Source organism: Pseudomonas serbiensis (assembly GCF_030580745.1).
Taxonomy (GTDB): domain Bacteria; phylum Pseudomonadota; class Gammaproteobacteria; order Pseudomonadales; family Pseudomonadaceae; genus Aquipseudomonas; species Aquipseudomonas serbiensis.
Genome location: NZ_JAUQOO010000011.1, coordinates 1 through 23,916, shown reverse-complemented (window position 1 = coordinate 23,916; position 23,916 = coordinate 1). Strand labels below are relative to the sequence as shown.

At 59.1% G+C, this 23,916-nt stretch carries 19 protein-coding genes and 1 rRNA gene; 7 read left to right on the top strand and 13 right to left on the bottom strand.

Annotated features, from left to right (window positions below):
- Positions 1–52: 52 nt before the first annotated feature.
- From Q6A51_RS15365 to amaB, 3 genes are all read right to left on the bottom strand, one after another.
- Positions 53–1,447, bottom strand: coding sequence for an amino acid permease (locus Q6A51_RS15365; protein ID WP_201019871.1), 1,395 nt, complete (start codon positions 1,445–1,447; stop codon positions 53–55).
- A 278-nt stretch (positions 1,448–1,725) separates the two neighbouring features.
- On the bottom strand, positions 1,726–3,012 hold the full coding sequence (amaA, locus tag Q6A51_RS15360; protein ID WP_304575169.1) for an L-pipecolate oxidase: 1,287 nt from the start codon (positions 3,010–3,012) through the stop codon (positions 1,726–1,728).
- A 59-nt stretch (positions 3,013–3,071) separates the two neighbouring features.
- The gene (amaB, locus tag Q6A51_RS15355; protein WP_304575168.1) at positions 3,072–4,562 is read right to left on the bottom strand and encodes an L-piperidine-6-carboxylate dehydrogenase; all 1,491 of its coding nucleotides are present in this window, start codon (positions 4,560–4,562) and stop codon (positions 3,072–3,074) included.
- 145 nt (positions 4,563–4,707) lie between these two features.
- On the opposite strand from amaB, the gene Q6A51_RS15350 reads away from it, so the two are divergent.
- From Q6A51_RS15350 to Q6A51_RS15335, 4 genes are all read left to right on the top strand, one after another.
- A complete protein-coding gene (locus tag Q6A51_RS15350; protein WP_201019874.1) occupies positions 4,708–5,619 on the top strand; it encodes a LysR family transcriptional regulator in 912 nt (303 codons plus the stop codon).
- A gap of 149 nt (positions 5,620–5,768) precedes the next feature.
- A complete protein-coding gene (locus Q6A51_RS15345; RefSeq protein WP_304575167.1) occupies positions 5,769–7,019 on the top strand; it encodes a 2-aminoadipate transaminase in 1,251 nt (416 codons plus the stop codon).
- Positions 7,020–7,048: 29 nt separating this feature from the next.
- Positions 7,049–8,413, top strand: coding sequence for a 2-oxoadipate dioxygenase/decarboxylase HglS (gene hglS, locus Q6A51_RS15340; RefSeq protein WP_304575166.1), 1,365 nt, complete (start codon positions 7,049–7,051; stop codon positions 8,411–8,413).
- A 446-nt stretch (positions 8,414–8,859) separates the two neighbouring features.
- Positions 8,860–10,188, top strand: coding sequence for a DUF3100 domain-containing protein (locus Q6A51_RS15335; RefSeq protein WP_201004544.1), 1,329 nt, complete (start codon positions 8,860–8,862; stop codon positions 10,186–10,188).
- Positions 10,189–10,236: 48 nt separating this feature from the next.
- Here Q6A51_RS15335 and Q6A51_RS15330 read toward each other — a convergent pair whose 3' ends face one another.
- The gene (locus Q6A51_RS15330; protein ID WP_201004546.1) at positions 10,237–11,154 is read right to left on the bottom strand and encodes a LysR substrate-binding domain-containing protein; all 918 of its coding nucleotides are present in this window, start codon (positions 11,152–11,154) and stop codon (positions 10,237–10,239) included.
- A 126-nt stretch (positions 11,155–11,280) separates the two neighbouring features.
- Between Q6A51_RS15330 and Q6A51_RS15325 the strand changes: the two genes are divergently transcribed.
- Positions 11,281–12,657, top strand: coding sequence for an L-serine ammonia-lyase (locus Q6A51_RS15325; RefSeq protein ID WP_201004548.1), 1,377 nt, complete (start codon positions 11,281–11,283; stop codon positions 12,655–12,657).
- Positions 12,658–12,734: 77 nt separating this feature from the next.
- Here the strand turns inward: Q6A51_RS15325 and Q6A51_RS15320 are convergent, their stop codons facing one another.
- From Q6A51_RS15320 to epsC, 5 genes are read right to left on the bottom strand one after another with little or no spacing between them, the layout of a single operon-like run.
- On the bottom strand, positions 12,735–13,892 hold the full coding sequence (locus tag Q6A51_RS15320; RefSeq protein WP_304575165.1) for a M20 aminoacylase family protein: 1,158 nt from the start codon (positions 13,890–13,892) through the stop codon (positions 12,735–12,737).
- Between the two features lie 5 nt (positions 13,893–13,897).
- Positions 13,898–15,415, bottom strand: a complete 1,518-nt coding sequence (locus Q6A51_RS15315; protein WP_304575164.1) for an aldehyde dehydrogenase family protein — start codon at positions 15,413–15,415, stop codon at positions 13,898–13,900.
- 3 nt (positions 15,416–15,418) lie between these two features.
- Positions 15,419–16,309, bottom strand: a complete 891-nt coding sequence (locus Q6A51_RS15310) for an NAD(P)-dependent oxidoreductase (RefSeq protein WP_304575163.1) — start codon at positions 16,307–16,309, stop codon at positions 15,419–15,421.
- Positions 16,310–16,323: 14 nt separating this feature from the next.
- A complete protein-coding gene (locus Q6A51_RS15305) occupies positions 16,324–17,214 on the bottom strand; it encodes a VOC family protein (protein ID WP_200994287.1) in 891 nt (296 codons plus the stop codon).
- Between the two features lie 18 nt (positions 17,215–17,232).
- The gene (gene epsC, locus Q6A51_RS15300) at positions 17,233–17,997 is read right to left on the bottom strand and encodes a serine O-acetyltransferase EpsC (RefSeq protein WP_304575162.1); all 765 of its coding nucleotides are present in this window, start codon (positions 17,995–17,997) and stop codon (positions 17,233–17,235) included.
- Between the two features lie 106 nt (positions 17,998–18,103).
- Between epsC and Q6A51_RS15295 the strand changes: the two genes are divergently transcribed.
- The gene (locus tag Q6A51_RS15295; protein WP_304575161.1) at positions 18,104–19,009 is read left to right on the top strand and encodes a LysR family transcriptional regulator; all 906 of its coding nucleotides are present in this window, start codon (positions 18,104–18,106) and stop codon (positions 19,007–19,009) included.
- A gap of 14 nt (positions 19,010–19,023) precedes the next feature.
- Here the strand turns inward: Q6A51_RS15295 and Q6A51_RS15290 are convergent, their stop codons facing one another.
- The 3 genes from Q6A51_RS15290 to Q6A51_RS15280 form a co-directional block, all read right to left on the bottom strand.
- Positions 19,024–19,956 carry a KpsF/GutQ family sugar-phosphate isomerase gene (locus tag Q6A51_RS15290; protein ID WP_304575160.1) on the bottom strand — a complete coding sequence of 311 codons (933 nt, stop codon included), beginning with the start codon at positions 19,954–19,956 and terminating at the stop codon, positions 19,024–19,026.
- Between the two features lie 129 nt (positions 19,957–20,085).
- Entirely contained in the window at positions 20,086–21,165 is a 1,080-nt protein-coding gene (locus Q6A51_RS15285) for an aldo/keto reductase (protein WP_304575159.1), read from the bottom strand.
- A gap of 70 nt (positions 21,166–21,235) precedes the next feature.
- Complete coding sequence (locus tag Q6A51_RS15280; RefSeq protein WP_201019883.1) at positions 21,236–22,408, bottom strand: aldo/keto reductase; 1,173 nt, start codon at positions 22,406–22,408, stop codon at positions 21,236–21,238.
- Positions 22,409–22,583: 175 nt separating this feature from the next.
- Here Q6A51_RS15280 and Q6A51_RS15275 point away from each other — a divergent pair, with 175 nt between their 5' ends.
- The gene (locus Q6A51_RS15275; RefSeq protein WP_201019884.1) at positions 22,584–23,564 is read left to right on the top strand and encodes an AraC family transcriptional regulator; all 981 of its coding nucleotides are present in this window, start codon (positions 22,584–22,586) and stop codon (positions 23,562–23,564) included.
- 86 nt (positions 23,565–23,650) lie between these two features.
- Here Q6A51_RS15275 and rrf read toward each other — a convergent pair.
- Positions 23,651–23,766 (bottom strand): 5S ribosomal RNA (gene rrf / locus Q6A51_RS15270).
- Positions 23,767–23,916 lie beyond the last annotated feature (150 nt).

Genomic DNA, 23,916 nt, shown 5'->3' with positions numbered 1-23,916 from the left:
CCCCCTCATGCGTTGCTTTTGTGGGAGGGGGCTTGCCCGCGACGCTTTTGACTCATCTGGATGCCGCAGAACTCACATATCCCCCTGCCGCCTTGCGACGCACCAGGGCAATCAGCAGAATCGTCCCGGTAACCGCCGCGGTCATCAGCGTTTCATAACGGTAGGTGGGGGTGATCAGCATGTATCCCAGCACCAGTGTGATCAGCCCGATCACCAGCCAGGTCAACCATGGGAACAGCCACATCTTGAAGGCCGGCTCCTGGCCTTCCTTCTCCAGCCTTGTCCGCATGCGCAACTGGGAAACGGCAATCACCAGGTACACCAGCAACGCAATGGCACCAGTGGTGGACAGCAGGAAACCGAACACCTTGCCCGGAAAGGCGTAGTTCACGAAGCAGCCGACAAAGCCTGCCAGGGTGGAAAGAATCACCGCGACAGTCGGCACACCGCTGCCGGAAACACGTCTGATCTGCACAGGCGCTTCGCCCCGTGCGCCCAGGGAATACAGCATCCGCGAGGCGGTGTAGAGGCCGGAGTTCATGCAACTGGTGACAGCCACGAACACCACGATATCGACCACCATCTTGGCGCCCGGCACATTGATGATTTCCAGTGCCCGCTGGAACGAACCCACTTGCAGCAAGCGCGGGTCATTCCAAGCCACCAGCGACACGATGAAGAAGATCGAGAAGATGTAGAAAATCGCGATGCGGTACACCACCAGGTTGGTGGCCTTGCGGATCTTCTCTTTGGGGTTGGCCGTTTCATCGGCGGCAATGGTGACGATTTCTGCGCCGAAGAATGAAAAGATCGTGATCAATACGCCGCCCAGCACAGCGCCAAAACCATTGGGCATGAAACCGCCGTTCTGCCAGATCTGAGCGACGCCGGATGTTTCGGCCAGTGGCCAGAAGCCCAGTACGGCCAGGGTGCAGACGCCGATGAACGCCAGGATCGCAATGACCTTCACCAGCGCGAACCAGTACTCGAATTCACCGAAATTCTTCACGCTCACAAGATTGGTACAGGACAGCGTGATCATGATCAGAAAGGCGAACAGCCAGGACGGCACCGAGGGCATCCAGGCGTGCAGGATATCGGCACCGGCAATCGCTTCGACCGGAATGATCAGGACCCAGAACCACCAGTACAACCAGCCGATGGTAAACCCGGCCCATGGCCCGATGGCCTGCCCGGCATAGGTGGAGAATGAACCGCTATCGGGGTTGGCAATCGCCATTTCACCCAGCATGCGCATGACCAGCAAAACCAGCAGGCCGGCAATGCCGTAAGAGATCAGGATCGCTGGCCCCGCCGTGGCGATGGCCTTGGAGGAGCCGATGAACAGGCCGGCACCAATGATGCCCGCAATGGAAATCATCGAAACCTGACGAGATGTCAGCCCGTGTTTCAGGGAGCGGTGCTCGTTCTTTTTATGAGAAACCATGTTCTACCCTCAACGTTGAAGTTGCACAGGGCGGCACGCAAAGAGGCAGCCCGACGACGCAACCTGTTTTTGAATAAGCATTCTTGTTGGCGCAGTGTTCCCACCGCTTTATTGGCTTACTTTCAAACGGAATTCAGATAGACCGGATGCCGAAAGACCGCCACGGCAAAGCCGGGCGAGTATGAAACTTGCCATTTGTATTTCCTTGAATCGATTTCGTACGGCAGCAGAAATTGAATGAAATTTATTGTTGTATGGCGTTTTATTCTTTTAAGAAATCAAAGTACGACGCGCAGGCATTGCCCGGCGTGATACAGCGTAAAACCCGCATCGTAAGCCAGGGTGCGCAATGAACTGCCCAGTACCGTCTTGCTCTTCGAGAAGCTGACTGGCAGGGCCTTGGCATCGTTGGTCAGCAGGTAATCGGCAAAGCATTTGCCCACCAATGTTCCGGTGGTGACACCCCGTCCATTGAAACCGGTCGCGGCCAGGAGGCCGGGGGCTGGCTCGAACAGACGCAGCAAATGGTCTGGCGTAAAGCCGATACGGCCCGTCCAGGTGCATTGCCACTCGACCTTGCCCAGTTGCGGAAAGTAATGCTGCTGAATGCGGTCGGCCCACTGACGAATGAACCACAGCGGGTAATTGCCGGCATTACCCAGGCTACCCAGCAACAGGCGTCCGTGTGCATCACGGCGAATGCTGCTCAATACCGTGCGCGTATCCCATGAGCCTTGCCCACCGCGCAGCACGCTTTCCTGCTCGGGGCCACTGAGCGGCAGCGAGGCCACCTGATAGTAGTAACCGGCAAAAATGTGATCCTTCACATCCGTCCATTCGCCCTCGGTGTAGGCATTGGAGGCGATGACGACCTTTTCGGCCCGCACGCTGCCCTTGTCGGTGGAGACTTTCCAGCCATCGTCCGTGCGTTGCAGCCCGGTTACCGGCGAGTCACCAAACAGCAAGCCGCCACGGGCAACCACATTGGTCGCCATGCCCGAGGCATAAGCCATGGGGTTGACGGTCCCGGCCCGATGATCCAGCAGCGCCCCGGAAATCTTGTCGGTGCCGCAGGCGTCTTCGCAGGTCTTGCCGGTCAACAGCTCGACATTGGCACCACGACGCTGCCACTGCTCGGCACGGCTGCGCAGGTCTGCCAGCCCTTTGGCGTTGTGCGCCATATGCAAGGTGCCGGTGCGGGTTTCCTGACAGTCGATGTTGTACTTGTCGATGGTGGAGAACACCAGGGCCGGCGCAGCACCCAATGCGCCATTGAGGCGATTGGCTTCAGCGCTGCCCAGGACTTTTTCCAGCTCGTCCGGCGCAACCCAGGTCCCGGCGTTGACCAGCCCCACGTTGCGCCCCGAGCCGCCGTGGCCCACTTGATGGGCTTCCACGATACAAACGGACTTGCCACCTTCCAGCAATTGAAGGGCGGCGGACAGACCGGTAAAACCGGCCCCGATCACGCAAACGTCGGCGGATAGCTCACCGGTCAACGGCGGGTAGCTCGGCCGTTGCGGCGTCAGTTGTTCCCACAGGCACCCTTGACGAAATTGCGTCATTGCAGAACTCCAGCCTCATGAAGTTTCAGGCTCGCCGGGCGAGCCTGATGCCCTGTCTGTCAGTCGAAAACAATCCCTTGAGCCAGCGGCAGCTCGCGGGAATAGTTGACGGTATTGGTCTGACGACGCATGTAGGCCTTCCAGGAGTCGGAGCCGGATTCACGCCCGCCACCGGTTTCCTTCTCGCCACCAAATGCCCCGCCGATTTCGGCACCGCTGGTGCCAATGTTGACGTTGGCAATGCCGCAGTCGCTGCCGGCAGCACTCTGGAAAGTCTCGGCCTCACGAATGTCGGTGGTGAAGATGCAGGACGACAGGCCTTGTGGCACTTCGTTGTTCAGGCGCAGCGCTTGCTCGAACTCGTCGTAAGTCAGCACGTAGAGAATCGGCGCAAAGGTTTCGTGACGCACCACATCACTCTGGGCCGGCATCTCGACGATGGCCGGGGTCACGTAGTAGCCATTCGGGTATTTGTCCTGCAACTGGCGCTCGCCGCCGAATACCTGGCCGCCCTCATCACGGGCCTTGCTCAGTGCATCCTGCATGGCCGAAAAAGCCTGCTTGTCGATCAACGGACCGATCAGGTTGCCTTCACGCGGGTCGCCGACACGGACCTTGCCGTAGGCCGCTTTCACACGGGCAACCACTTCGTCCTTGATGGAGCGATGCACGATCAGACGGCGCAGCGTGGTGCAGCGCTGGCCAGCAGTGCCCACCGCACTGAACAGAATGCCGCGCACGGCCAGATCCAGATCGGCACTCGGGGCCAGGATCATGGCGTTGTTGCCGCCCAGTTCCAGAATGCTGCGACCGAAACGAGCCGCGACACGCGGGCCTACTTCACGGCCCATGCGGGTGCTACCGGTGGCGCTCACCAACGCGACACGCGGGTCATCGACCAGCGCCTCGCCAGCCTCACGATCACCGATGATCAGTTGTGCCAGACCTTCAGGCGCATCACCGAAGATTTTCAGGGCCTTTTCAAACAGGGCCTGGCTGGCCAGAGCGGTCAGCGGGGTTTTCTCCGAAGGCTTCCAGATCACAGGGTTACCGCAGACCAGCGCCAGCGTGGTGTTCCAGGCCCAGACCGCTACCGGGAAGTTAAAGGCGCTGATGACACCGACCACGCCCAGTGGATGCCAGGTTTCACGCATGTGATGGCCAGGACGCTCGGAGGCGATGGTCAAGCCGTACAGCTGGCGGGAAAGGCCGACGGCGAAGTCGCAGATGTCGATCATTTCCTGCACTTCACCCAGGCCTTCCTGAGTGATCTTGCCGGCCTCGATGGACACCAGTTCGCCCAGCTCGGCTTTATGTTCGCGCAGCACTTCACCAAAGATACGCACCAGCTCACCACGGCGTGGAGCCGGTACAGTGCGCCACTTCAGAAACGCACTCTGGGCACTGTCGATGCGCGCCACGACCTGCGCCTTGCCTTCCAGGCTGACGGAGGCAATCTGGCTGCCATCGATAGGGGTGTAGACGGGGTAGCCCCCTTCTGTGTATGCATTTTTCGCTACGCCCAGGCTTGCTAACAAATTGGCAACCACATTGATTCTCCTGCAAATGACACTGGTTGAAATCATTGATGTGGATCAGTATTGATCCGCAACAGTCCTTGTCACAAACGACCATTTAGAAAAACATGATTCCGTTTTGGAATGAACCACCCCGCACGTCAACAGGTAACCGGTAATGTCCAAGCGTTTGATGCCCTCAACGACCGCCTTGCAGTGTTTTGAAGCCTCGGCCCGTCACTTGAACTTCACTCGTGCAGCCCAGGAACTGAACCTCACCCAAAGCGCCGTGAGCAAGCAGGTCGCGCAACTGGAAGAGATGCTCTGCCACCCGTTGTTCCAGCGTATCCGCCGTCGTCTGCACCTGACTCCGGCAGGCGAGTTGTACATGGCCGAGGTGAGCAAGATCCTCATTCAGGTCGACATGTCGAGCCGCTACATCCTGACCTATGGCGGCGAGACAGAGGTACTGAAAATCGCCACCCAGCCGACGTTCGGCGACCGCTGGCTGGTGCCGAACCTGAAGGGCTTCGGCAGCCAGAACCCCGGCATTCACCTGGATATCCGCAGCGAGCTGGAACCCTTCGATCTGGTCAGGGCCAAGGCCGATGTGGCGTTCTTTTTCGGTCAGGGCACCTGGCCCGGAGCCACTTGCATCGAGCTGTTCAAGGAGGAAATGGTGCCGGTGTGCGCGCCGGACCTGCTGGCCAGCAACGGCATCCCGAGTGCCCAGGCCTTGACCGGCCATACCCTGCTGCAATGCACCTCGCGTCCCGAGGCCTGGCATGAATGGTTTCTGGAGCAGAACCTGCATTCGCAAAGCAGCTATCACGGCCCGCGTTTCGACACTTTTTACATGTGCATTCGTGCCGCTCAGGCCGGTTGCGGCATTGCCTTGATTCCGCGCTATCTGGTCAACGAAGAACTGGCCGAAGGCAAGCTGGTGATTGCCTGGGACCACCCGATGCAGAGCGATGGCTCGCATTTTCTGGCTCATGCCGAACATGCGGCGCAAGTGCCTAAGGTCAAGGCGTTCGTGGAGTGGATAAAACAGCGGGTAAAAGCCCGACATTCAGAATTATTGGAATGACACGGCGATTTTATTTCGTTTGCGGGGCATGTCCGTTGTTCGTTTAGATAGACGCAACGTTAAACACAGCAGGATGCCCCCATGTCTTTGCGTATGCCATCGAACACCGTCCATAGAACCCGCCGTGATTGGTTGCCGGAGCGTTTCCAGTGAGCAACGAAAATATCAGCGCGTCCATTTCATTCGTTCACCCTGTCACCCTTTCCCACGGCAAGAACGCCGAAGTCTGGGACACGAACGGCAAGCGTTATATCGACTTTGTCGGCGGCATTGGCGTGCTGAACCTGGGCCACTGCAACCCGCTGGTGGTCAAGGCCATTCAGGAACAGGCCGAAAAGCTCACCCACTACGCCTTCAACGCCACGCCCCATGATCCGTACATTCAGTTCATGAACACGCTTGAGCGGTTTGTGCCGGTCAGCTATCCCTTAAGCGGCATGCTCACCAACAGCGGCGCCGAGGCGGCGGAAAACGCCTTGAAGATCGTGCGCAGTGCCACCGGTCGTACGGCGGTCATTGCCTTCGATGGCGCCTTTCATGGCCGCACCCTGGCGACCCTGAACCTCAACGGCAAGGTCGCCCCATACAAACAGCGTATCGGCGTACTGCCCGGCACCGTTTATCACATCCCCTTTCCGAGCAAGGATACGGGCGTCACCACCGCCGAAGCGCTGAAGGCCATGGAGCGTCTGTTCAGTGTCGAACTCGATGTCAGCGACGTGGCCTGCTTTATCTTTGAAGCGGTTCAGGGCGAAGGTGGATTCCTGCCCATGGAGCCCGAGTTCGCTCAGGCGCTGCGCGCGTTCTGCGATGACAAGGGCATTGTGTTGATTGCCGACGAGATCCAGTCCGGCTTCGGTCGCACCGGTCAGCGCTTCGCATTCAGCCGCCTGGGGATCGAGCCGGACCTGATTCTGCTCGGCAAAAGTATCGCTGGCGGCATACCGCTGGGCGCAGTGGTGGGCCGCAAGCAGTTGCTCGACACCCTGCCCAAAGGCGGACTGGGCGGCACCTATTCCGGAAACCCCATCGCCTGCGCGGCCGGGCTGGCGTCGTTGGCGCAAATGACCGATGAAAACCTGTCTCGCTGGGGCGAAACACAGGAAAACATCATCCTCAGCCGCTACCGTTCCTGGCAGGAGCAAAAGCTGTCGCCTTATCTGGGCAGGCTGACCGGCGTCGGCGCCATGCGTGGCATTGAACTGATCACCCCCGAAGGCGCACCGGGCACCCAGCAACTGGCGCAACTGCTGCAACTGGCCAGAGATGCCGGGTTGTTGCTGATGCCGAGCGGCAAGTCACGGCACATCATTCGCCTGCTGGCGCCCTTGACCATCGAGCCGGAAGTCTTGAATGAAGGGCTGGATATTTTCGAGCGCTGCCTGGCTGCCCTCGACTGAACTGGAATTTGTGCGGAGAAACGATCCAGATGAGCACTGCAACCTTTGCAAACCGTGATGACATTCGAGCCAGCTTTTCCCGCGCCATGTCGCAGATGTACAAGACCGAAGTCCCGCTCTACGGCACCTTGATGGAGCTGGTTTCCGAGGTCAACGACGGAGTCATGACCCATCAGCCCAGAATTCTGGAGAGCCTGAAGCAGACGGGCGAAATCCAGCGCCTGGACATGGAGCGCCATGGCGCCATTCGTGTCGGTACGGCACTGGAACTGGCAACCCTCGCCCGCCTGTTCGCGGTCATGGGCATGGAGCCTGTGGGTTATTACGACCTGACGCCTGCCGGTGTGCCGGTTCACTCCACCGCGTTTCGGGCGGTACACGAGCAGTCGTTGCAAGTCAGCCCGTTCCGCGTGTTCACCTCGCTGCTGCGCCTTGAGCTGATCGAAAACGATAAGCTGCGCACGTTTGCCGCAGAGGTTCTGGCCCAGCGGATGATCTTCACACCCAGAGCATTGGCGCTGATTGAAAAGCACGAACAGCAAGGCGGCCTGAACGAGTCGGACGCGAGCGAATTCGTACAAGAGGCGCTGGAAACCTTCCGCTGGCACAACACCGCAACGGTTTCGCTACAGGACTACAAACAGCTCAATGCCCAGCATCGCCTGATTGCCGACGTCGTCGCCTTCAGAGGCCCGCATATCAACCACCTCACCCCGCGCACGCTGGATATCGATGCCGTTCAGGCTGGCATGCCTGGCAAAGGCATCACACCCAAAGCCGTGGTGGAAGGCCCGCCCCGTCGCCAATGCCCGATTCTGCTGCGCCAGACCAGCTTCAAGGCACTGGAAGAAGCCATCACTTTCAGCGGCGAGTCCGGCAGCCATTCGGCCCGCTTCGGTGAAATAGAACAGCGCGGCGCAGCACTGACACCCAAAGGCCGGGCACTCTACGACCAGTTGCTGAATGCGGCCCGCGACGAACTGGGCGAGTTCCCCAACGAAGCCAACTCGGTGCGTTATGCCCGATTGCTGGAGAAAACCTTCCAGGCCTTCCCCGACAGCTATCAGGAAATGCGCGATCAGGATCTGGCCTACTTCCGCTATTTCCCCACCGAACAAGGCATCGCCGCCCGCCAGAACGGCTCACAGCCCGGCGATCTGGAACAACAGATAAAGGCCGGGCATATTCGTTTCGAGCCACTGGTGTATGAAGACTTTCTGCCGGTCAGCGCCGCGGGCATCTTCCAGTCCAACCTGGGCGACGACTCACAGTCGCATTACGCGACCAGCTCCAATCAGGACGAATTCCAGAAAGCCTTGGGACGTCAGACCATCAATGAATTGAAACTGTATGCCGATACCCAGCGCCGGTCACTGGAGGCGCTGGGGCTGTAACTTCCATACGCCGAGGTGTAGTAACAATTAAGGCACAAACGAAACTTGCTGGCGAAAAGGCCTGAAAACTGACAGATATTCTGCGTCTGTATGAAGTCGCCAGCAAGCTGCCTCCCACAAAGTGATTTATGACCTGAACTGATCGGCATTCCCCCCGCCTGGGCATCCTGAAAACCCTACTTTCTGTGTTCACTTTAAGGCAACGATAAATAAAGTTCGCAATATTGGTGTGCAGCATGCTGCTCTGCATACTCGCACCCAAAGGTTCACAGCAGCCTGGGCCGATATCACTCCGCGGCCTTACAAGAATATTCAGCCCCACAAGGGCTTCCATGGGCTCCATGGACTTTTAAAGCTGCCCCGGGCGCCACAACGCGCCCACCTGAAAAGCACAACAACGATTGATAAGGCCTCTTAAAGGTCATTCAGCAGGCAAGGGGATCATCATGCAACACTCACAGGCCGCAGTGACGGGCGACAAGCAGGCTGTCTCAGCCACTGTAAAACTGTATACCTGGGCCGCGATAATCCTTATCGCCGCCGAGCTGATCGGTGCCATCAGCATCCCTCTCGGTCCTGGCAAAGTCGTCTTGCTGCCCATGGTCTGGGCACTGGTGCTGGGTGCGGTGATCGGTATCGCCAGCCGCCGGATGCCAGGCACCATCGGTGTCGACCACGCCACACAATTGCGCTCGGCCTCCATCCTGCAACCCGCCCTGCTGATCTTTATCGCCAAGCTTGGTCTGGTGGTCGGCGGTTCGCTGCCTGTGGTCTTCGCCTCTGGCTGGGCGCTGCTGTTCCAGGAGTTCGGCCATTTCGTCGGCACTGTGATCCTCGGCCTGCCTGTCGCGCTGATGCTGGGCATCAAGCGTGAAGCCATCGGTGCAACCTTCTCCGTCGGCCGTGAGCCGAGCCTGGCGATCATCGGTGAACGCTATGGCATGGATTCTCCGGAAGGCCGCGGCGTACTGGCCGAATACCTGACCGGTACGTTGTTCGGCGCCCTGTTCATTGCCATCGTGGCCGGTTTCATCACCAGCCTCGGCATCTTCCACCCCAACTCTCTGGCCATGGGCTCGGGCATTGGTTCAGGCAGCATGATGGCCGCCGCAGCCGGTGCCATCGCCGCGCAGCAGACGCCGGAAGTCGCCAAGGAAGTCATGACGCTGGCGGCAGCCTCCAACCTGATCACCACCACCATCGGCACTTACTTCACCCTGTTCATCTCCTTGCCGCTGGCGGTCTGGGGCTATCGAGTGCTGGAGCCGCTGATCGGCCGTACCACCAAGGCGTCCATTACCAGCGAAAACATCAGCAGCAAGGACGTCTCTCTGGAAGTCCCAGAGCTGAGCTGGGCCGGTAAGGTCAGCGCGTGGCTGGCAGCAGGTGCGCTGGCGCTGATCGCCAACTATGTCGGTTACAAGACCCTGTCCACCGATGCCCTGACCGGCATGGGCATCATGATCTTCTGTGCCTTTGCGGGTGAAGTGCTGTGCAACCTGCTGCGCCGCAAGATCCCGGCCGTGTGCATGGTGTCGCTGGTGGCGATGTTCCTGACCTCGCCTGCCTGCCCGTTCGCAGCGGAAATCTCCAGGCTGACCAGCTCGATCAACATGCTCGCCGTGATTACCCCCATGCTGACCTTCGCCGGTCTGTCGATTGCCAAGGACCTGCCGGCTTTCCGCCGCCTGGGCTGGAGGATCGTGCTGGTATCGTTCCTCGCCAACTTCGGCACTTTCATCGGCGCAGTACTGATCGCTGAAATGTTCCATTGATCTCTGCTGAGCGGATATGAAAAGGGCGCGTCGATTGACGCGCCCTTTTCATTTGTCCTGTGTCGCTTCGCTGACCAGCCAGTCGTGCACCGCACGGCGGGACGGCGTACTCAACGCCCCCTCACGATAAGCCAGTACGTACTTTTTCTTGGCCTTGATCGGATGCCCGAAAGGCACGATCAGCGAGCCCTGCTCCAATTCGTCGGTAATCAGCGTCTTGCGGGCAATGGCCACGCCCATGCCCATTCTTGCAGCATCGATGGTCAGGTGATTGCGGTTGAAGGTATGGCCGCGCCGTACATCGATCCCGGCCGCACCGATGGCCGCCAGGTAAAACTCCCACTCGGCGTATTCATAGCTGCCACGCCAGGCCGTGATGTCGTGGAGCAGCGGGAAGTGTACCAACTGGCTCGGAGTATCCAGAGGCGGCTTGCCTTCCAGCAGCGCTGGCGAGCACACAGGGAATAACTCTTCTTCCAGCAAGGGCGTGGTCATCAACCCCGGATAGCTGCCGTCGTTGAGATCGATGGCCAGGTCGAAGTCGTCATCTCGCAGCGAACCGCTGCTGTCTTCGGCAATGATCCGCAACTGGATATCGGGAAAGGCTTCCTGCAGACGCGGCAGCCTTGGCATCAGCCATTTGCCGAGAAACGAAGGGATGCAACGCAGCTTGAACACGCCGCCGATCCGCCCGGAATGCAGCAGGCGCAGTTCATCGCTGATACGGCTCTGCACTTCATTGGCCACCAGCGCCAGCCGCTGCCCTTCGGCGGTCAGTTCAAGCCCGCGCCCGACCCGATGAAACAGGGCAAAGCCCAGACGCTCTTCGAGCTGACGCATCTGCTGGCTGATGGCACCGGGCGTTACATGCAGCTCTTCGGCACAACGGGTGAAGGAAAGGTGCCTGGCCGCACAGGCGAACACTTGTAACCAGGCGTGCATCTGCGCATTGAAAATTCTGCTCATTGAAGAGTTCCGCTAAAGCGTTGCATAGGAACAATCGTTTGTCGTTTGGAGGCCCCGAGCCAACTATGAGAGCCATGAACAGGGAGCCCATGACTCCCATGGAAACTCATTTGCAGGACCTCCGTGATGGCTATTAGCGTCTTCGACATGTTCAAAATCGGCATTGGCCCTTCCAGTTCGCACACCGTAGGACCGATGCGGGCCGGGGCGCTGTTTGTGACTGATCTACGCAACCGCAACCAGTTGCATAGCGTAGAACGGATCGAAGTGCGATTGTACGGTTCTCTTTCGGCAACCGGCATAGGTCATGGCAGCGATCGTGCCACTGTCATGGGTTTACTCGGCGAATGGCCAGACCGGATCGACCCGAGCCAGGTCAATCAACGCATCGACGCCCTGCTGGAAAACGGCCAGTTGCTGCTGGCTGGCGAGCGGGAAATCAAGTTCCTCTGGCAGCGCGACATGTGCCTGCTGGACGAAAGCCTGCCTTATCACCCCAACGGCATGACGCTGTGCGCTTATGGCGCGACCGGCGAGCTGTACGAGCAGACTTACTATTCGGTCGGTGGCGGCTTTGTGATCGACGCCGCGCAAGCTGCCAGTGGCGTGCTGGACAACGATGACACGGTCCTGCCTTATGACTTTTCCAGCGGCGCCGAATTGCTCAAGCTGTGCAAGACCCATGGCCTGAGCATTTCCGGCCTGATGATGGCCAACGAAAAGGCCTGGCGTAGCGAAGAGGAAATCCGCGAGAAGATTCTGGTCATCTGGGAAGCGATGCGTGATTGCGTCAACAAAGGCCTGAACGAAACCGGGATTCTGCCCGGCGGCCTGAAAGTCCGTCGTCGTGCCCACCGCCTGCATCAGAACCTGCAGAACCTGGACAACCCCAACGTGATCGGCTCGACCCTCAGCGCCATGGAGTGGGTCAACCTTTTCGCGCTGGCGGTCAACGAAGAAAACGCCGCCGGTGGCCGCATGGTGACTGCACCCACCAATGGCGCAGCGGGTATCGTGCCTGCGGTGTTGCATTACTTCATGAAGTTCAACCCGGCAGCCAATGAAGACGACGTGGTGCGTTTCTTCCTCAGCGCCGCTGCCGTGGGCATTCTGTGCAAGAAAAACGCATCCATCTCGGGCGCGGAAGTGGGCTGCCAGGGCGAAGTCGGATCCGCCTGCGCCATGGCCGCAGCCGGCCTTGCCGAGATTATCGGAGCGTCACCCGAGCAAGTGGAAAACGCCGCGGAAATCGGCCTGGAGCACAACCTTGGCCTGACTTGCGACCCGGTGGGCGGGTTGGTGCAAGTGCCTTGCATCGAGCGCAACGCCATTGCCGCCGTCAAGGCAATCAATGCCGCGCAAATGGCACTGCGCGGTGATGGCGAGCACTTCATCTCACTGGATCACGCCATCCGCACCATGCGCGATACCGGTGCCGACATGCACGACAAGTACAAGGAGACCTCACGCGGCGGGCTGGCGGTGAATCTGGTGGAATGCTGATTGCTATAGTCGCGGCCAAGGCCCCTCCCACTGAAATTGTGGGAGGGGCCTTGGCCGCGACAGATACATGAAAATAATCAACTCACCGGCAAACACTGCTCCACCAACGCCGTCCATACCGCAACGCCAGGCTCGATCACCTGATCGTTGAAGTCGTAATACGGGTTATGCAGTGCGGCGGAAGGTTTCTCTCCGTCCACGCCCAGCCAGACATACGCGCCCGGGCAGGCATGCAGCATGAAAGCGAAGTCTTCGGACGCCATCGATGGATTGCAGCCCCATTGCACATTGGCTTCGCCCACCGCCGCAACAGCCGCCTGACGAATCGTGGCCGCTGCTTCGACATGGTTCTCGGTGACCGGGTAACCGACGTTATAGACCAGCTCGCCACGCACTCCGAAAGCCACCGGCAAACGCTCGACGAATTCGCCGATCAGTTGCTGGACCTTGGCCCGCACCGGCGTCTGCAAACAACGCACCGTACCGCGCAACACGGCTGTTTCCGGGATGACGTTGATCGCTTCACCGGCATTGAACTGGGTGATGCTGACCACCGCCGAATCCAGCGGCGAAAGACGCCGCGACACGATGGTTTGCAGGCCTAATACCAGTTCGGCAGCCGCCACGATCGGGTCTGTGCCCTTGTCCGGCATGGCAGCATGGCTGCCTTTGCCGGTCAGGGTGATCTCGAAAGTATCCAGCGAAGCCATCATCGGACCAGGATTGATCACGACATTACCTGCCGGAACGCCCGGCCAGTTATGCAGCCCGTAGATCGCATCCATCGGGAACTGCTCGAACAGGCCGTCCTCGATCATGCGCTGGGCGCCACCCAGGTTCTCTTCGGCTGGCTGGAAGACAAAATGTACCGTGCCACGGAATTTGCGGGTTTCGGACAGGTGACGGGCAGTCGCCAGCAGAATCGCGGTGTGGCCATCGTGACCGCAGGCATGCATGCAGCCTTTGTGTACCGACTTGTGCGCGGTGTCACCCAGCTCCTGGATCGGCAGCGCGTCCATGTCGGCACGAATGCCGATCACCGGGCCGTCGCCGTTGCGCAGAGTGCCGACGACACCCGTGCCGCCGAGGCCGCGATGGACCTCGACGCCGAAGCTGGTCAACAGACGAGCCACTTTATCGGAGGTTTGCAGCTCCTGGAAACCCAGCTCGGGGGCCGCGTGGATGGTGCGGCGCCAGACCGTGGCCTGATCGATCAGGGCTTTGGAAATTTTCATCACTGTTACTCCAGACTCGCGCCATAACCAAAGCTTGCGGCAGGCTTGGCGGCGGTTTCAACCCAGACACTTTTCACTTCGCTGTACTCACGCAGCGCATCAAGGCCCGAGGAACGGCCATAACCGCTTTCACCGTAACCACCGAACGGCGAGCTGACGTGAATGGTCTTGTAGCCGTTGACCCAGAAGGTCCCGGCGCGCACCTGTTTGGCAACGCGATGAGCACGGCCGACATCACGAGTCCAGACGCCACCGGCCAGGCCGAAGCGGCTGTCGTTGGCGATGCGGATGGCGTCTTCTTCGTCCTTGAACGGAATCGCCACGACCACCGGCCCGAAGATTTCTTCCTGGGCGCAATACAGGTCGTTGGTGCCAGCCAGTACTGTCGGATTAACGTAGTAACCCGATTTGCTCGGGATCGGGTCGGCATCTTTGCCAACCAGCTTCGCGCCGTCTTTCAGTGCGCCTTCGACCATGGTTTTCACATGGTTGTATTGCTTGGCGTTGTTGATCGGGCCGATCTGGGTTTCAGGGTCGCTCGGGTCGCCGACCTTGAACTGCGTGGCGGCCACGGCCAGGGCATTGGTGAATTTTTCAAAGATCGATTCCTGCACCAGCAGGCGCGAGCCGGATACACAGCTTTGCCCGGCACCGGAAAAAATCGCTGCCTGAGCGCCGCGCAAGGCGACTTCCAGGTCGGCATCTTCAAACACGATATTGGCCGACTTGCCACCCAATTCCAGCACTGCCGGAATGCAACGCTGAGCAGCGGCAACGGCGATATGGCGACCGGTTGCAGGCGAGCCCACGAACACCACCTTGCGAATATCGGCCTTGGCGATAAAGGCTTGGCCAATGGAGTGACCAAAGCCGGCGATGACGTTGACCAGACCTTTCGGCACTCCGGCACGCTCGATCAGCACACCGATCATCAGCGAGCTGAGGGGCGTCAGTTCAGACGGTTTGAGAATGACCGCGTTACCGGCAGCAATCGCAGGCGCGATCTGCCAGCCGCAGGTGAAAATCGGCGCGTTCCAGGGTGTGATCTGCAATACGGTGCCCAGCGGCTCGTAGGTCACGTAGTTCAGGTGCGTGGTCGGAACCGGAATGATCTCGCCATGCAGCTTGTCAGCCCAGCCGGCGTAGTACTCGAACATCTCGGCCACTTTGAGCACTTCGACACGAGCATCGCGAATCGGCTTGTTGGCGGTCAGGGATTCGATCTGCGCCAGGTTTTCCTGCTCTTCGCGAATCAGCGAACCGATCTGGTACATGGCTCGGCCACGGGCCTGAGCGGTCAGTGCCCACCATTGAGCCTGAGCGGTCTTTGCGGCCTTGTCGGCCAGTTCGACCAGGGACTCATCGGCATCGGGGAAGGTCAGCAACACGCTGTCGTCATGGGCATTGCGCACTTCTACCGGAGCACCGTGGCCTTCGACGAATTCGCCACCGACGTAGCTGGCAATGACACTGCGATCGCCCCAGTAAGGACGCAGCAGATCAAGGATTTTTGCAGTGCTCATCGGTTACTCTCCACGGCCATAAAGTTGGGCATCGGTACGCTGCACGATTGCGCAGAAGTCTTCGTTATCTGCCAGGGTTTCGCTGCTGGCTTTCCACAGTTGTGCGACCACACGTGACAGCGGCAGCTCCATGTCCAGGCTGTCCGCCAGATCACTGGCAAGGCCGACATCCTTGCGCATCAGGCCCATGGTGAAACCGGAGTCGTAGGCTTTGTTGAGAACCCAGGTCGGAAACATGACTTGTGTAGCGCCGCTGCGGCCAGAACCGGCGTTGAGGCCTTGCAGCAGTTTTTCCGGATCGACACCGGCCCTGGCCGCCATGGCAACCGCTTCGGCGGTGCTGATCAGGTGACAGGCTGCCAGCATGTTGTTGGCGATCTTGGCGACGTTGCCAGCACCACATTGCCCAACGTGAACGCGGGTGCCGCTCATGCCTTCAAGCACCGGCATGGCACGGGCCAGGTCATCGTCCTGAGCACCGATCACCATGGACATGGTGCCGGTCGCTGCGCCTTTCGGGCCGCCGGAAACCGGGGCATCGATAAAGGCCACGCCGGTTTTCAACAGTTCGGCAGCCACCTTGCGGCTCATTTCCGGGGTTGAGGTGGTGGTGTCGACGACAACCAGCCCCTTGCGCCCGAACTCGATGATGCCGCCCTCGCCCAGACAAACCGACTCGACATGCTCGGCCTTGGGCAGCGACAGGATCAGGATGTCCGACGCCTGAATCAGTTGCTTGCGATCGGCAACCGGCTTCACGCCTTTGCTTTCGGCTTGCGCCAGTGCGGCCTGAGACAGGTCGAAACCGCTCACATCAAAGCCTTTGCCCGCCAGGGTGGCAGCCATGCCGCCGCCCATGTTGCCCAATCCGATCACACCTACTTTCAAAGTCATGTTTCGTATCTCGGTTAAAGGTTTTGTACAAATTCAAGGATGACGTTGCCCGCCGCTTCGGGTTGCACCATGACGCGGCCCGGCACGTATTCGTGGGGTACTTCGTTGTGTTCGAGGATGAAGCGCGCCGTGTCCAGGCTTTTGGTATGCAGGCCGATGGCGATGGCATGGGCACGCTCGCTGGCGGCGTGGGGCAGCCTGACGCCGGGGTATTGAAGGGCAGCGGTGGCAGCATCCATGGCTCGCAGCAGACCGCAGCGGGTATCGGCTTGCAGGATGTTGCCGGTGTAGGTGACGGCGTCGCCGTACAGGGCTTTCCAGCGTGGTTCCAGCTCTGCCGGATCAGCCAGGTAAGTCACGCTGAAAATCCCGTCCACGGCATTGCAGTGATTCTGCCAGCCCGGCACCCAGATCAGTTCGGGGCGGTGCTGGTGGCAGATAAAGTTCGAGGCGTCGGGCAGCGCAGGGTCGATGAACAATCCCAGGGACACAACCGCTTCATCGGGGCGACCGTCAGGCAACGTCATGCTGCGGCGAAAATCGATACGCCCCTGGCTCGGCAGGCCGGCCTCGACCAGACGCGCGTGATCGGCGTCCGCATCCTTGCTGTGCAAGGCCACCAGCGAAACGCCCTCTTCGCCACGGTCCAGAAACTCGCCCAACTGGCGACCAAAGCAGAAACCGTTGACCGAGTTGGTGCCGAACTTTGCCGGATCGTCGATACCGATCAGTTCGATGAAGTTGCTTTCAAACATCATCAGCGAGGTCACGCTGCCCCATGGGTGATAACTGACCGGGGACGGCATGAAGCCCATTTTCCGATAGAGCTGCAACGCATGGGCGTGGTCACGCACCGTGACCAGCGGATGATCGATACCTTGTGGAAACTGAGCGACGGCTGCCATAGATGAACTTTCCCTGCATTATTCTTGTGATTTTGTCGTGAAGGTCGCGAGTGAAGCCGGTGCAGTGCCGACGGGTCTGGCAGGCGCACCGGCCACCACGACGCCCGCAGACACGGGTTTGAGTACAACGGAATTGGCGGCCACGATGGCGCGCTCGCCCACCTCGATGTTGCCCAGCACGGTCGCGCCTGCGCAGATCAGCGCGCCGCGACGGATCTTGGGGTGGCGATCCCCTGCTTCATTGAGGGTGCTGCCCAGCGTGACGCCATGCCAGAGGCTGACTTCATCCTCGACCACAGCGGTCTCGCCAATCACCAGCCCGATGCCGTGATCGACGAACAGGGCTTTGCCAAGCCGGGCGGCGGGATGAATATCGATACTCCAGGCGCTGGCTGCCCAGTTCTGGAGCAGCACGGCGCTCTGGATGTCGCCGTCGTTCCAGAGCGAGTGGGCAATGCGATAGGCCTGCACGGCCTGGATGCCGCGAAAGGTCAGAAATGCAGTCAGATGATCGGGGCAGGCAGGATTGACGATAACCAGATGATTGATGTCGGCAGCCGCTGCTTCGGCGATGGCCGGATTGGACCGCAGGATGGCCGTGAACCAGCTCTGCAGGTCGGCATCAGGCACTTTGTCCTGTAGCTGGTGGGCCAGATTGGCTGCCAGCGCAGACTCGAAGGACGAATGCGCCAGAATCCGGTCATGTGCATGCAGAGCAAGTACCGGATTACGTTCACCAAGCTGTTGCGCCTGTTGGCGCAGACTCTGCCAAAGAGCTGTCATAAGCCCTCCCGTTTGCTGATGTATCGAGTATGGACAGCGCTCACCCCTATCAGCAATAATCCAAAAATTGAATTTATGTTGCCTTTACCGCAACACAGGTAAAATCATGAGCCTCGTTCAGGATCGACGGATTCTTTATTTCTTTGAAGCAGTGCGCCTGGGCAGTGTCCGGGCTGCCGCTGACTTCCTGAACGTCGCGCCTTCTGCCGTCAGCCGCCAGATCGCCCAACTGGAACAGGAGCTGGGCTCACCGCTGCTGGAAAGGCATCGCCGGGGCGTCAAACCTACCGAAGCGGGCGACAAGGTGCTGGCGTATTACCGGCAACGGCTCACCCAGCAGGAAGTCCTGCTTGAATCCATTCAGGCCTTGCGCGGGTTGCACAGTGGCTCGGTGACGCTGGTTTCGGGAGAAGGTTTTCTTGAAAGCCTGGCGCAGCCGCTGGCAAAGTTCTCGTTGCTCTATCCCAAGATAGAACTGATCGTGAACGTCTGCGGCAGTAATGAAGTGATTCGCCAGGTGGTGGAGGATGAAGCGCATATCGGCCTGGTGTTCAATCCGGCCGCAGATCCGAAAATCCGCTCCCACGCTCATCAGAGACAGCCCGTCTGCGTGGTGACCGGCCCGAATCATCCACTGGCCCAGGAGAAAGGCCCACTCGAACTCAAGGGCCTTGATCGTTATCAGTTGGCCCTGCCGGGCGTGTCCTACGGCATCCGCCAGATTCTTCTGGAGGCCGAGCATCAACTGGGCGTGTCAGTGAAACCCGTACTGACGTGCAATACCTTTGCGATGCTCAAGCACTTCGCCATGCATGGCGGAGTCACGATGCTGCCCACCTTCGTGATCGAAGAGGAAATGAAAGCCGGAAAACTGCTGGCATTGCCGTTACAGCACGAAGTATTCAGCAGCCCCCAGACTCATCTGATCAGCCGCCTGGGCCGTCAGCTCAGTGTCGGCGCCAGCCGGCTCATGACGCTGCTCTTGCAGGAAATGACAGCGTTCAAGAACTGAGGCTGGCCTGAGTATCAGTCGAAGATCTCGACCACTCCCACTACGGCATTGTTACCGTCGATAACGGCCAGGGCACGGATCTTGTTTTCGATCATGCAGGCTTCGGCTTCGGACAACTGCGCATCTGCCTTGATGGTCCGCGGGCTGGATGTCATGAAGCTGGCCACGTTCTCACCCAGCACACCCTGATTCTCAAGCAATGCGCGACGCAGGTCGCCGTCAGTGACAATCCCGACCAGAGCGCCCTCTTCCACCACCAATGCCAGCCCCAGGCGGCTTTGGGTCATCATCAGCAGACAATCGTGAAAGCTGGTCGCAGGGCTTACCAGCGGAGCAGGCGAATGCATGACATCGCTGACGCGGGTCAGCAGCTTGCGGCCCAGGCTTCCACCGGGGTGGTAGCGGGCGAAATCCATCGGCTTGAATTGCAGGGCTTCGATCAAGGCTACTGCCAGTGCATCGCCCATGGCCATGGTCGCCAGAGTCGAGGTTGTAGGGGCCAGGTTGTTTGGGCACACCTCGCGGTCGACCGAGATATCCAGCCAGATGTCTGCATGCCTGGCCAACGTGGATTTACCGTTGCCCGTCATTGCAATGATCTGGTTGCCAAAAGACTTGAGGCTCGGGATCAGCTTGACCACTTCCTCGGTCTCGCCGCTGTAGCTGATCAGAATCAGAACATCGACAGGCTTGAGCATACCCAGGTCGCCATGAAAGGCTTCGGCCGGATGCAGGAAGAAACTCGGCGTGCCGGTGGAGGCGAAGGTGGCAACCATCTTCTTGCCGATCAGGCCGGATTTGCCCATGCCACAGACGGCTGCACGCCCTTTGCAACCGAGGATGAGTTCAACGGCTCGCTGAAACTCTCCATCCAGACGGTCTGCCAACTGACTGATAGCCTGGGCCTGAGCAATAAGGGCTTCTTTGGCAATGGGCAGGTGATTCATGATTCGGCTTGCGTCCGTAAGGCAATAAACAGGGGCGGCGATTCTTATGGGTTTTGGGGCGTTTGGCAAACGCTGTATGTATCGCGCCCCATGATCCCCACAAAGTACAGCCGCCCTTATCTCCTGGCCTTAACCGTCGCTCAAACGAGTGCGCAACGCGCCTTGAGCCCGCGCAATGATTCCCGGATAACGCTTGCCGGGATAAGGAGCCATTTTGGCCAGGTCACCAAACCCAGGAAGCCCTTCGACATGCCGCACCATTCGCTCGCGCAGGGCCTTGTCGGGTAGCTCGCCATACATCGCCAAGGCATTCTCGCGAGCATGCTCGGGATTGCTGGTTGCCGGCAATGCACAGGTCACTGCCGGGTGCGAGATGACCCACTTGAGGAAATAATGCGACCAGCTACGAATGCCGGCTTCGCGTGCAAAAGCCGGTACTTCTTGCCCCTCAACCAGCTTGAACAGACGCGCTTTCTCGAATGGCATATTGGTGAGTACCGCCACGCCCTTGTCGGCAGCAGCGGACAACACTCGCTGTTCGGCTGCGCGGTTGAAAATCGAATATTGCACCTGAACGAAATCCAGCCCGCCTTTCTCCACCCATCCTTGCAGCGCCTGTAGATAGTCGTTCAGGTAATGGGTGACGCCGGTGTAGCGAATCAACCCTTCCTTCTTCCAGGCATTCAGATACGGCGCGATAACCTCGACATTCACCAGACTATGGCATTGCATCAGATCGATACGCTTTCGCCATAGGCGGCTTTCCGACTGTCTCAGACTGGCCAGTGCATGGCTTTCATCAGCCAGAAAGTCCCCCGTCGACCAGATTTTGTTGGCGATGAAAAGCTGCTCACCGATCCCCAGTGCCGTGGCGTAATCCCCCACACTGACTTCCCCGGTGCCATACAGCGGCGAGGTATCAATGGCGCGCACGCCCTGCTCCCAGGATGCCTGCAACACTTGACGGACAAACTCGCGTGGCTCACCTGCAATAACGTCAAACGTCAGGAAGGTGCCCAGCCCGATGGCGGGTAAAACCTCTCCGGTACTGGGTATGCGACGGGTAATCAAACCACGGGGCAAGGCCGCAGCAGGCACGGCGGCACTGGCCAGTGATGACGGCAGCAATGTTCCCGCCAGCGAGGCAGCGGCACCGACGCCAAGCAACTTCAGTGCGTCACGACGATAGATGGATGCGATGTCTCGCATGGGGCCTCTCCAGATTTAATAAACACAGCACAGTGAATGGCGGAGCATCGGCGCGCAGATCATGTTCGCGTCAGGTCGGAACCGGGGCATGCCCGGCGATAAGGCGTTCATGCTTGAGCTCGGCCCAGAAGTCAGCCGGGATGGCGACTTTCATGGACTGGGCATTGCTGGCGATCTGTCCCGGCACGCGGGAGCCAGGCACGATGGCCGACACCAGCGGGTGCGCGGCAGCAAACTGCAATGCAGCAGTGCGCATGTCGATGCCATGACGATCGGCTATAGCAGCCAGCCTGGCTCGGCGCTCGACAGCAAGCGGCGGCAATTCAGTCGAAAAGTTGAAACGCCGACCGCCTCCAAGGAAACCGTCATTGAGCGGAGTCCCCATCACCACGCTGGTGCCTTTTTTGGCCAACGCTGGCAGTGTCCGGTCAAGCGCCTGCTCGTGATCGATAATCGAATACTGGCAAGCCAGCAAGACGATGTCCGGCGTAGGGTCGTCATGCTCCACGGCGCGAACGGCTGCATCAGGCCGGTTGATTCCGAATCCCCAGGCCTTGATCAGGCCCTCTTCGCGCATTTTTTCCAGTTCCCGCATGGCTCCACTGCGGGCAACCCGATAGGCCTCCTCCCAGCCGCCTTGCAACTCAGTGTTGTCGGGCGACAGATCATGGATGAAAACCACGTCGATACGCGCAAGACCAAGCCTTTGCAGGCTGTCCTCGACAGAACGTCTGGCTCCGGCTGCCGTGTAGTCATAGCGGTATTCAAAAGGTGCGGGAGAGGTCCAGATCGAGCTATCGCCAACGGGCTTGCCAGCCGCCTTGAACACGCGCCCGACCTTGGTGGAAACAACATAGTCATCCGGGTTCCGGTTATGCAGGAAACGCCCGAGGCGATATTCGCTGAGACCAAATCCATAGAAAGGTGATGTATCGAACAGTCGCACGCCGGAATCCCAGGCCGACTGCAAGACGGCTGCGGCCTGTTCATCGCTGATGGGGGCGAAAATGTTACCGATTTGCGTCCCGCCCATGCCAAAGCGGTAAGGGGTCATGTAACGAAGGTTATGCCGGGCCGGGTTTGAAGGCAGCCCCGTACGTACCACATTGCCCCGAGTAGGCAGCACACTGCCGCGTTCGCCAAATGGCACGCTGGCCAAGGCCTGGGCATTACCAGTCATGGGCAACAATGTGGCCGCAAGTGCCCCGCCTGCCGACAGCCTGAGAAAATCACGCCGATCCATCACAGATTCCTTGCTCAATTTCGTGGGTAACAACAGGAAGAGCCTCACGATAGACGAGCACTTTTGAGAGGAGTGATCACAATCCGATACTCTTTTTGCACAATCCTGCCGACACACTTGAGCGGATGACATCTTCTACGCACACTGCAATCTTCGTCTTTGCAGGGTTACGTTCATGAATCAATCGTTGGCGTTATCTGCCCTCAGTCCCGGTCGGGAAGGCGATGGTCTGAAGCGGCTTACCTCGCGGTTGCTGGCCCATACTGCCGGTAGAGAGGCTAACCACAGTGCCATTCACGGCCTGACCTTCTATCGCATGGAGGCGCCGGGGTTACCGACCTATTGCGTCTACGAACCCTGTATGGCGCTGATTGTTCAGGGCACCAAGCACACGGTATTCGGCAATGAAGAGTTGTTGTCCGTGCCAGGCGACTTTTTCGTCACCTCGATTGATATTCCCACCACCGCAAAAGTCATAGAGGCCACTGCCGAGCGTCCTTACCTCTCATTGGTATTGAAACTCGATATGGCGATTCTTCACGATGTTGTCCAGAGCATGCCTGTGATCGATAGCAGCGCTACTCCGACTCGCTGCTACGCTGCCGGGCAAGCATCGGAGGAGTTGATTGATGTGTTCAACCGGCTGGTGGGATTACTGGATCGACCTCAGGAAATTCCGCTCATGGCAGAACTGGTCAAGCGAGAAGTCTGCCTCCGGCTGCTCCTCAGCGAAGCGGGAGACTGGTTACGCTGGATAGTACGAGAAGGGTATCGTTCACGCGGAATCGTGAGGGTCATCGACTGGCTCAAACGTAACTATGCCAAGCCTTTGCGCATTGCCGAACTCGCAGAAATTGCAGGCATGGCTGGCTCGACCCTGCACCATAACTTCCGCCAGCTCACCGGCACCAGTCCATTGCAATATCAGAAGACTCTGCGTCTGCATGCTGCGCGCAGCCTGATGCTCACGGAACGACTGGACGCCAATACCGCGGCATTGCGTGTCGGCTATGAAAGCGTTTCGCAATTCAGTCGTGAGTACGCACGCCGCTTCGGAGCGCCACCCTCGCGTGATATTCGCCAGACACGGACTTCAGTCCCGACGAATGAGCAGGAGCGAACTCATTCGCGAGACGGGCGGCCTCTTCCCGGATAAATCCGGTCCTGCGGATGTGTGGTTTTTTCATCGCCTGAAAGACAAAACCCCCACCTGCTTTCGCAGACGGGGGTTTTGAATTTGAATCTTGACGATGACCTACTCTCACATGGGGAAACCCCACACTACCATCGGCGATGCATCGTTTCACTACTGAGTTCGGGATGGGATCAGGTGGTTCCAATGCTCTATGGTCGTCAAGAAATTCGGTAGCCGGTGCGTACTTGAGTACGTGCCAGCGAATGGGTGTGTAATAGATCTTTCGGTAATTTGTGTGTGTGGCGCAAACTTTCGGTTCGTCATCTTCACTACACCGCAATCCGCTCTTCGCAGATTGCTTGGGTGTTATATG

What these genes read in the sequence shown, in the direction of transcription:
- Q6A51_RS15365 (WP_201019871.1), bottom strand. Translation starts at nt 1,447, where the DNA reads ATGGTTTCTCATAAAAAGAACGAGCACCGCTCCCTGAAACACGGGCTG.
- amaA (WP_304575169.1), bottom strand. Translation starts at nt 3,012, where the DNA reads ATGACGCAATTTCGTCAAGGGTGCCTGTGGGAACAACTGACGCCGCAA.
- Q6A51_RS15350 (WP_201019874.1), top strand. Translation starts at nt 4,708, where the DNA reads ATGTCCAAGCGTTTGATGCCCTCAACGACCGCCTTGCAGTGTTTTGAA.
- hglS (WP_304575166.1), top strand. Translation starts at nt 7,049, where the DNA reads ATGAGCACTGCAACCTTTGCAAACCGTGATGACATTCGAGCCAGCTTT.
- Q6A51_RS15335 (WP_201004544.1), top strand. Translation starts at nt 8,860, where the DNA reads ATGCAACACTCACAGGCCGCAGTGACGGGCGACAAGCAGGCTGTCTCA.
- Q6A51_RS15330 (WP_201004546.1), bottom strand. Translation starts at nt 11,154, where the DNA reads ATGAGCAGAATTTTCAATGCGCAGATGCACGCCTGGTTACAAGTGTTC.
- Q6A51_RS15325 (WP_201004548.1), top strand. Translation starts at nt 11,281, where the DNA reads ATGGCTATTAGCGTCTTCGACATGTTCAAAATCGGCATTGGCCCTTCC.
- Q6A51_RS15320 (WP_304575165.1), bottom strand. Translation starts at nt 13,892, where the DNA reads ATGAAAATTTCCAAAGCCCTGATCGATCAGGCCACGGTCTGGCGCCGC.
- Q6A51_RS15315 (WP_304575164.1), bottom strand. Translation starts at nt 15,415, where the DNA reads ATGAGCACTGCAAAAATCCTTGATCTGCTGCGTCCTTACTGGGGCGAT.
- Q6A51_RS15310 (WP_304575163.1), bottom strand. Translation starts at nt 16,309, where the DNA reads ATGACTTTGAAAGTAGGTGTGATCGGATTGGGCAACATGGGCGGCGGC.
- Q6A51_RS15305 (WP_200994287.1), bottom strand. Translation starts at nt 17,214, where the DNA reads ATGGCAGCCGTCGCTCAGTTTCCACAAGGTATCGATCATCCGCTGGTC.
- epsC (WP_304575162.1), bottom strand. Translation starts at nt 17,997, where the DNA reads ATGACAGCTCTTTGGCAGAGTCTGCGCCAACAGGCGCAACAGCTTGGT.
- Q6A51_RS15295 (WP_304575161.1), top strand. Translation starts at nt 18,104, where the DNA reads ATGAGCCTCGTTCAGGATCGACGGATTCTTTATTTCTTTGAAGCAGTG.
- Q6A51_RS15290 (WP_304575160.1), bottom strand. Translation starts at nt 19,956, where the DNA reads ATGAATCACCTGCCCATTGCCAAAGAAGCCCTTATTGCTCAGGCCCAG.
- Q6A51_RS15285 (WP_304575159.1), bottom strand. Translation starts at nt 21,165, where the DNA reads ATGCGAGACATCGCATCCATCTATCGTCGTGACGCACTGAAGTTGCTT.
- Q6A51_RS15280 (WP_201019883.1), bottom strand. Translation starts at nt 22,408, where the DNA reads ATGGATCGGCGTGATTTTCTCAGGCTGTCGGCAGGCGGGGCACTTGCG.
- Q6A51_RS15275 (WP_201019884.1), top strand. Translation starts at nt 22,584, where the DNA reads ATGAATCAATCGTTGGCGTTATCTGCCCTCAGTCCCGGTCGGGAAGGC.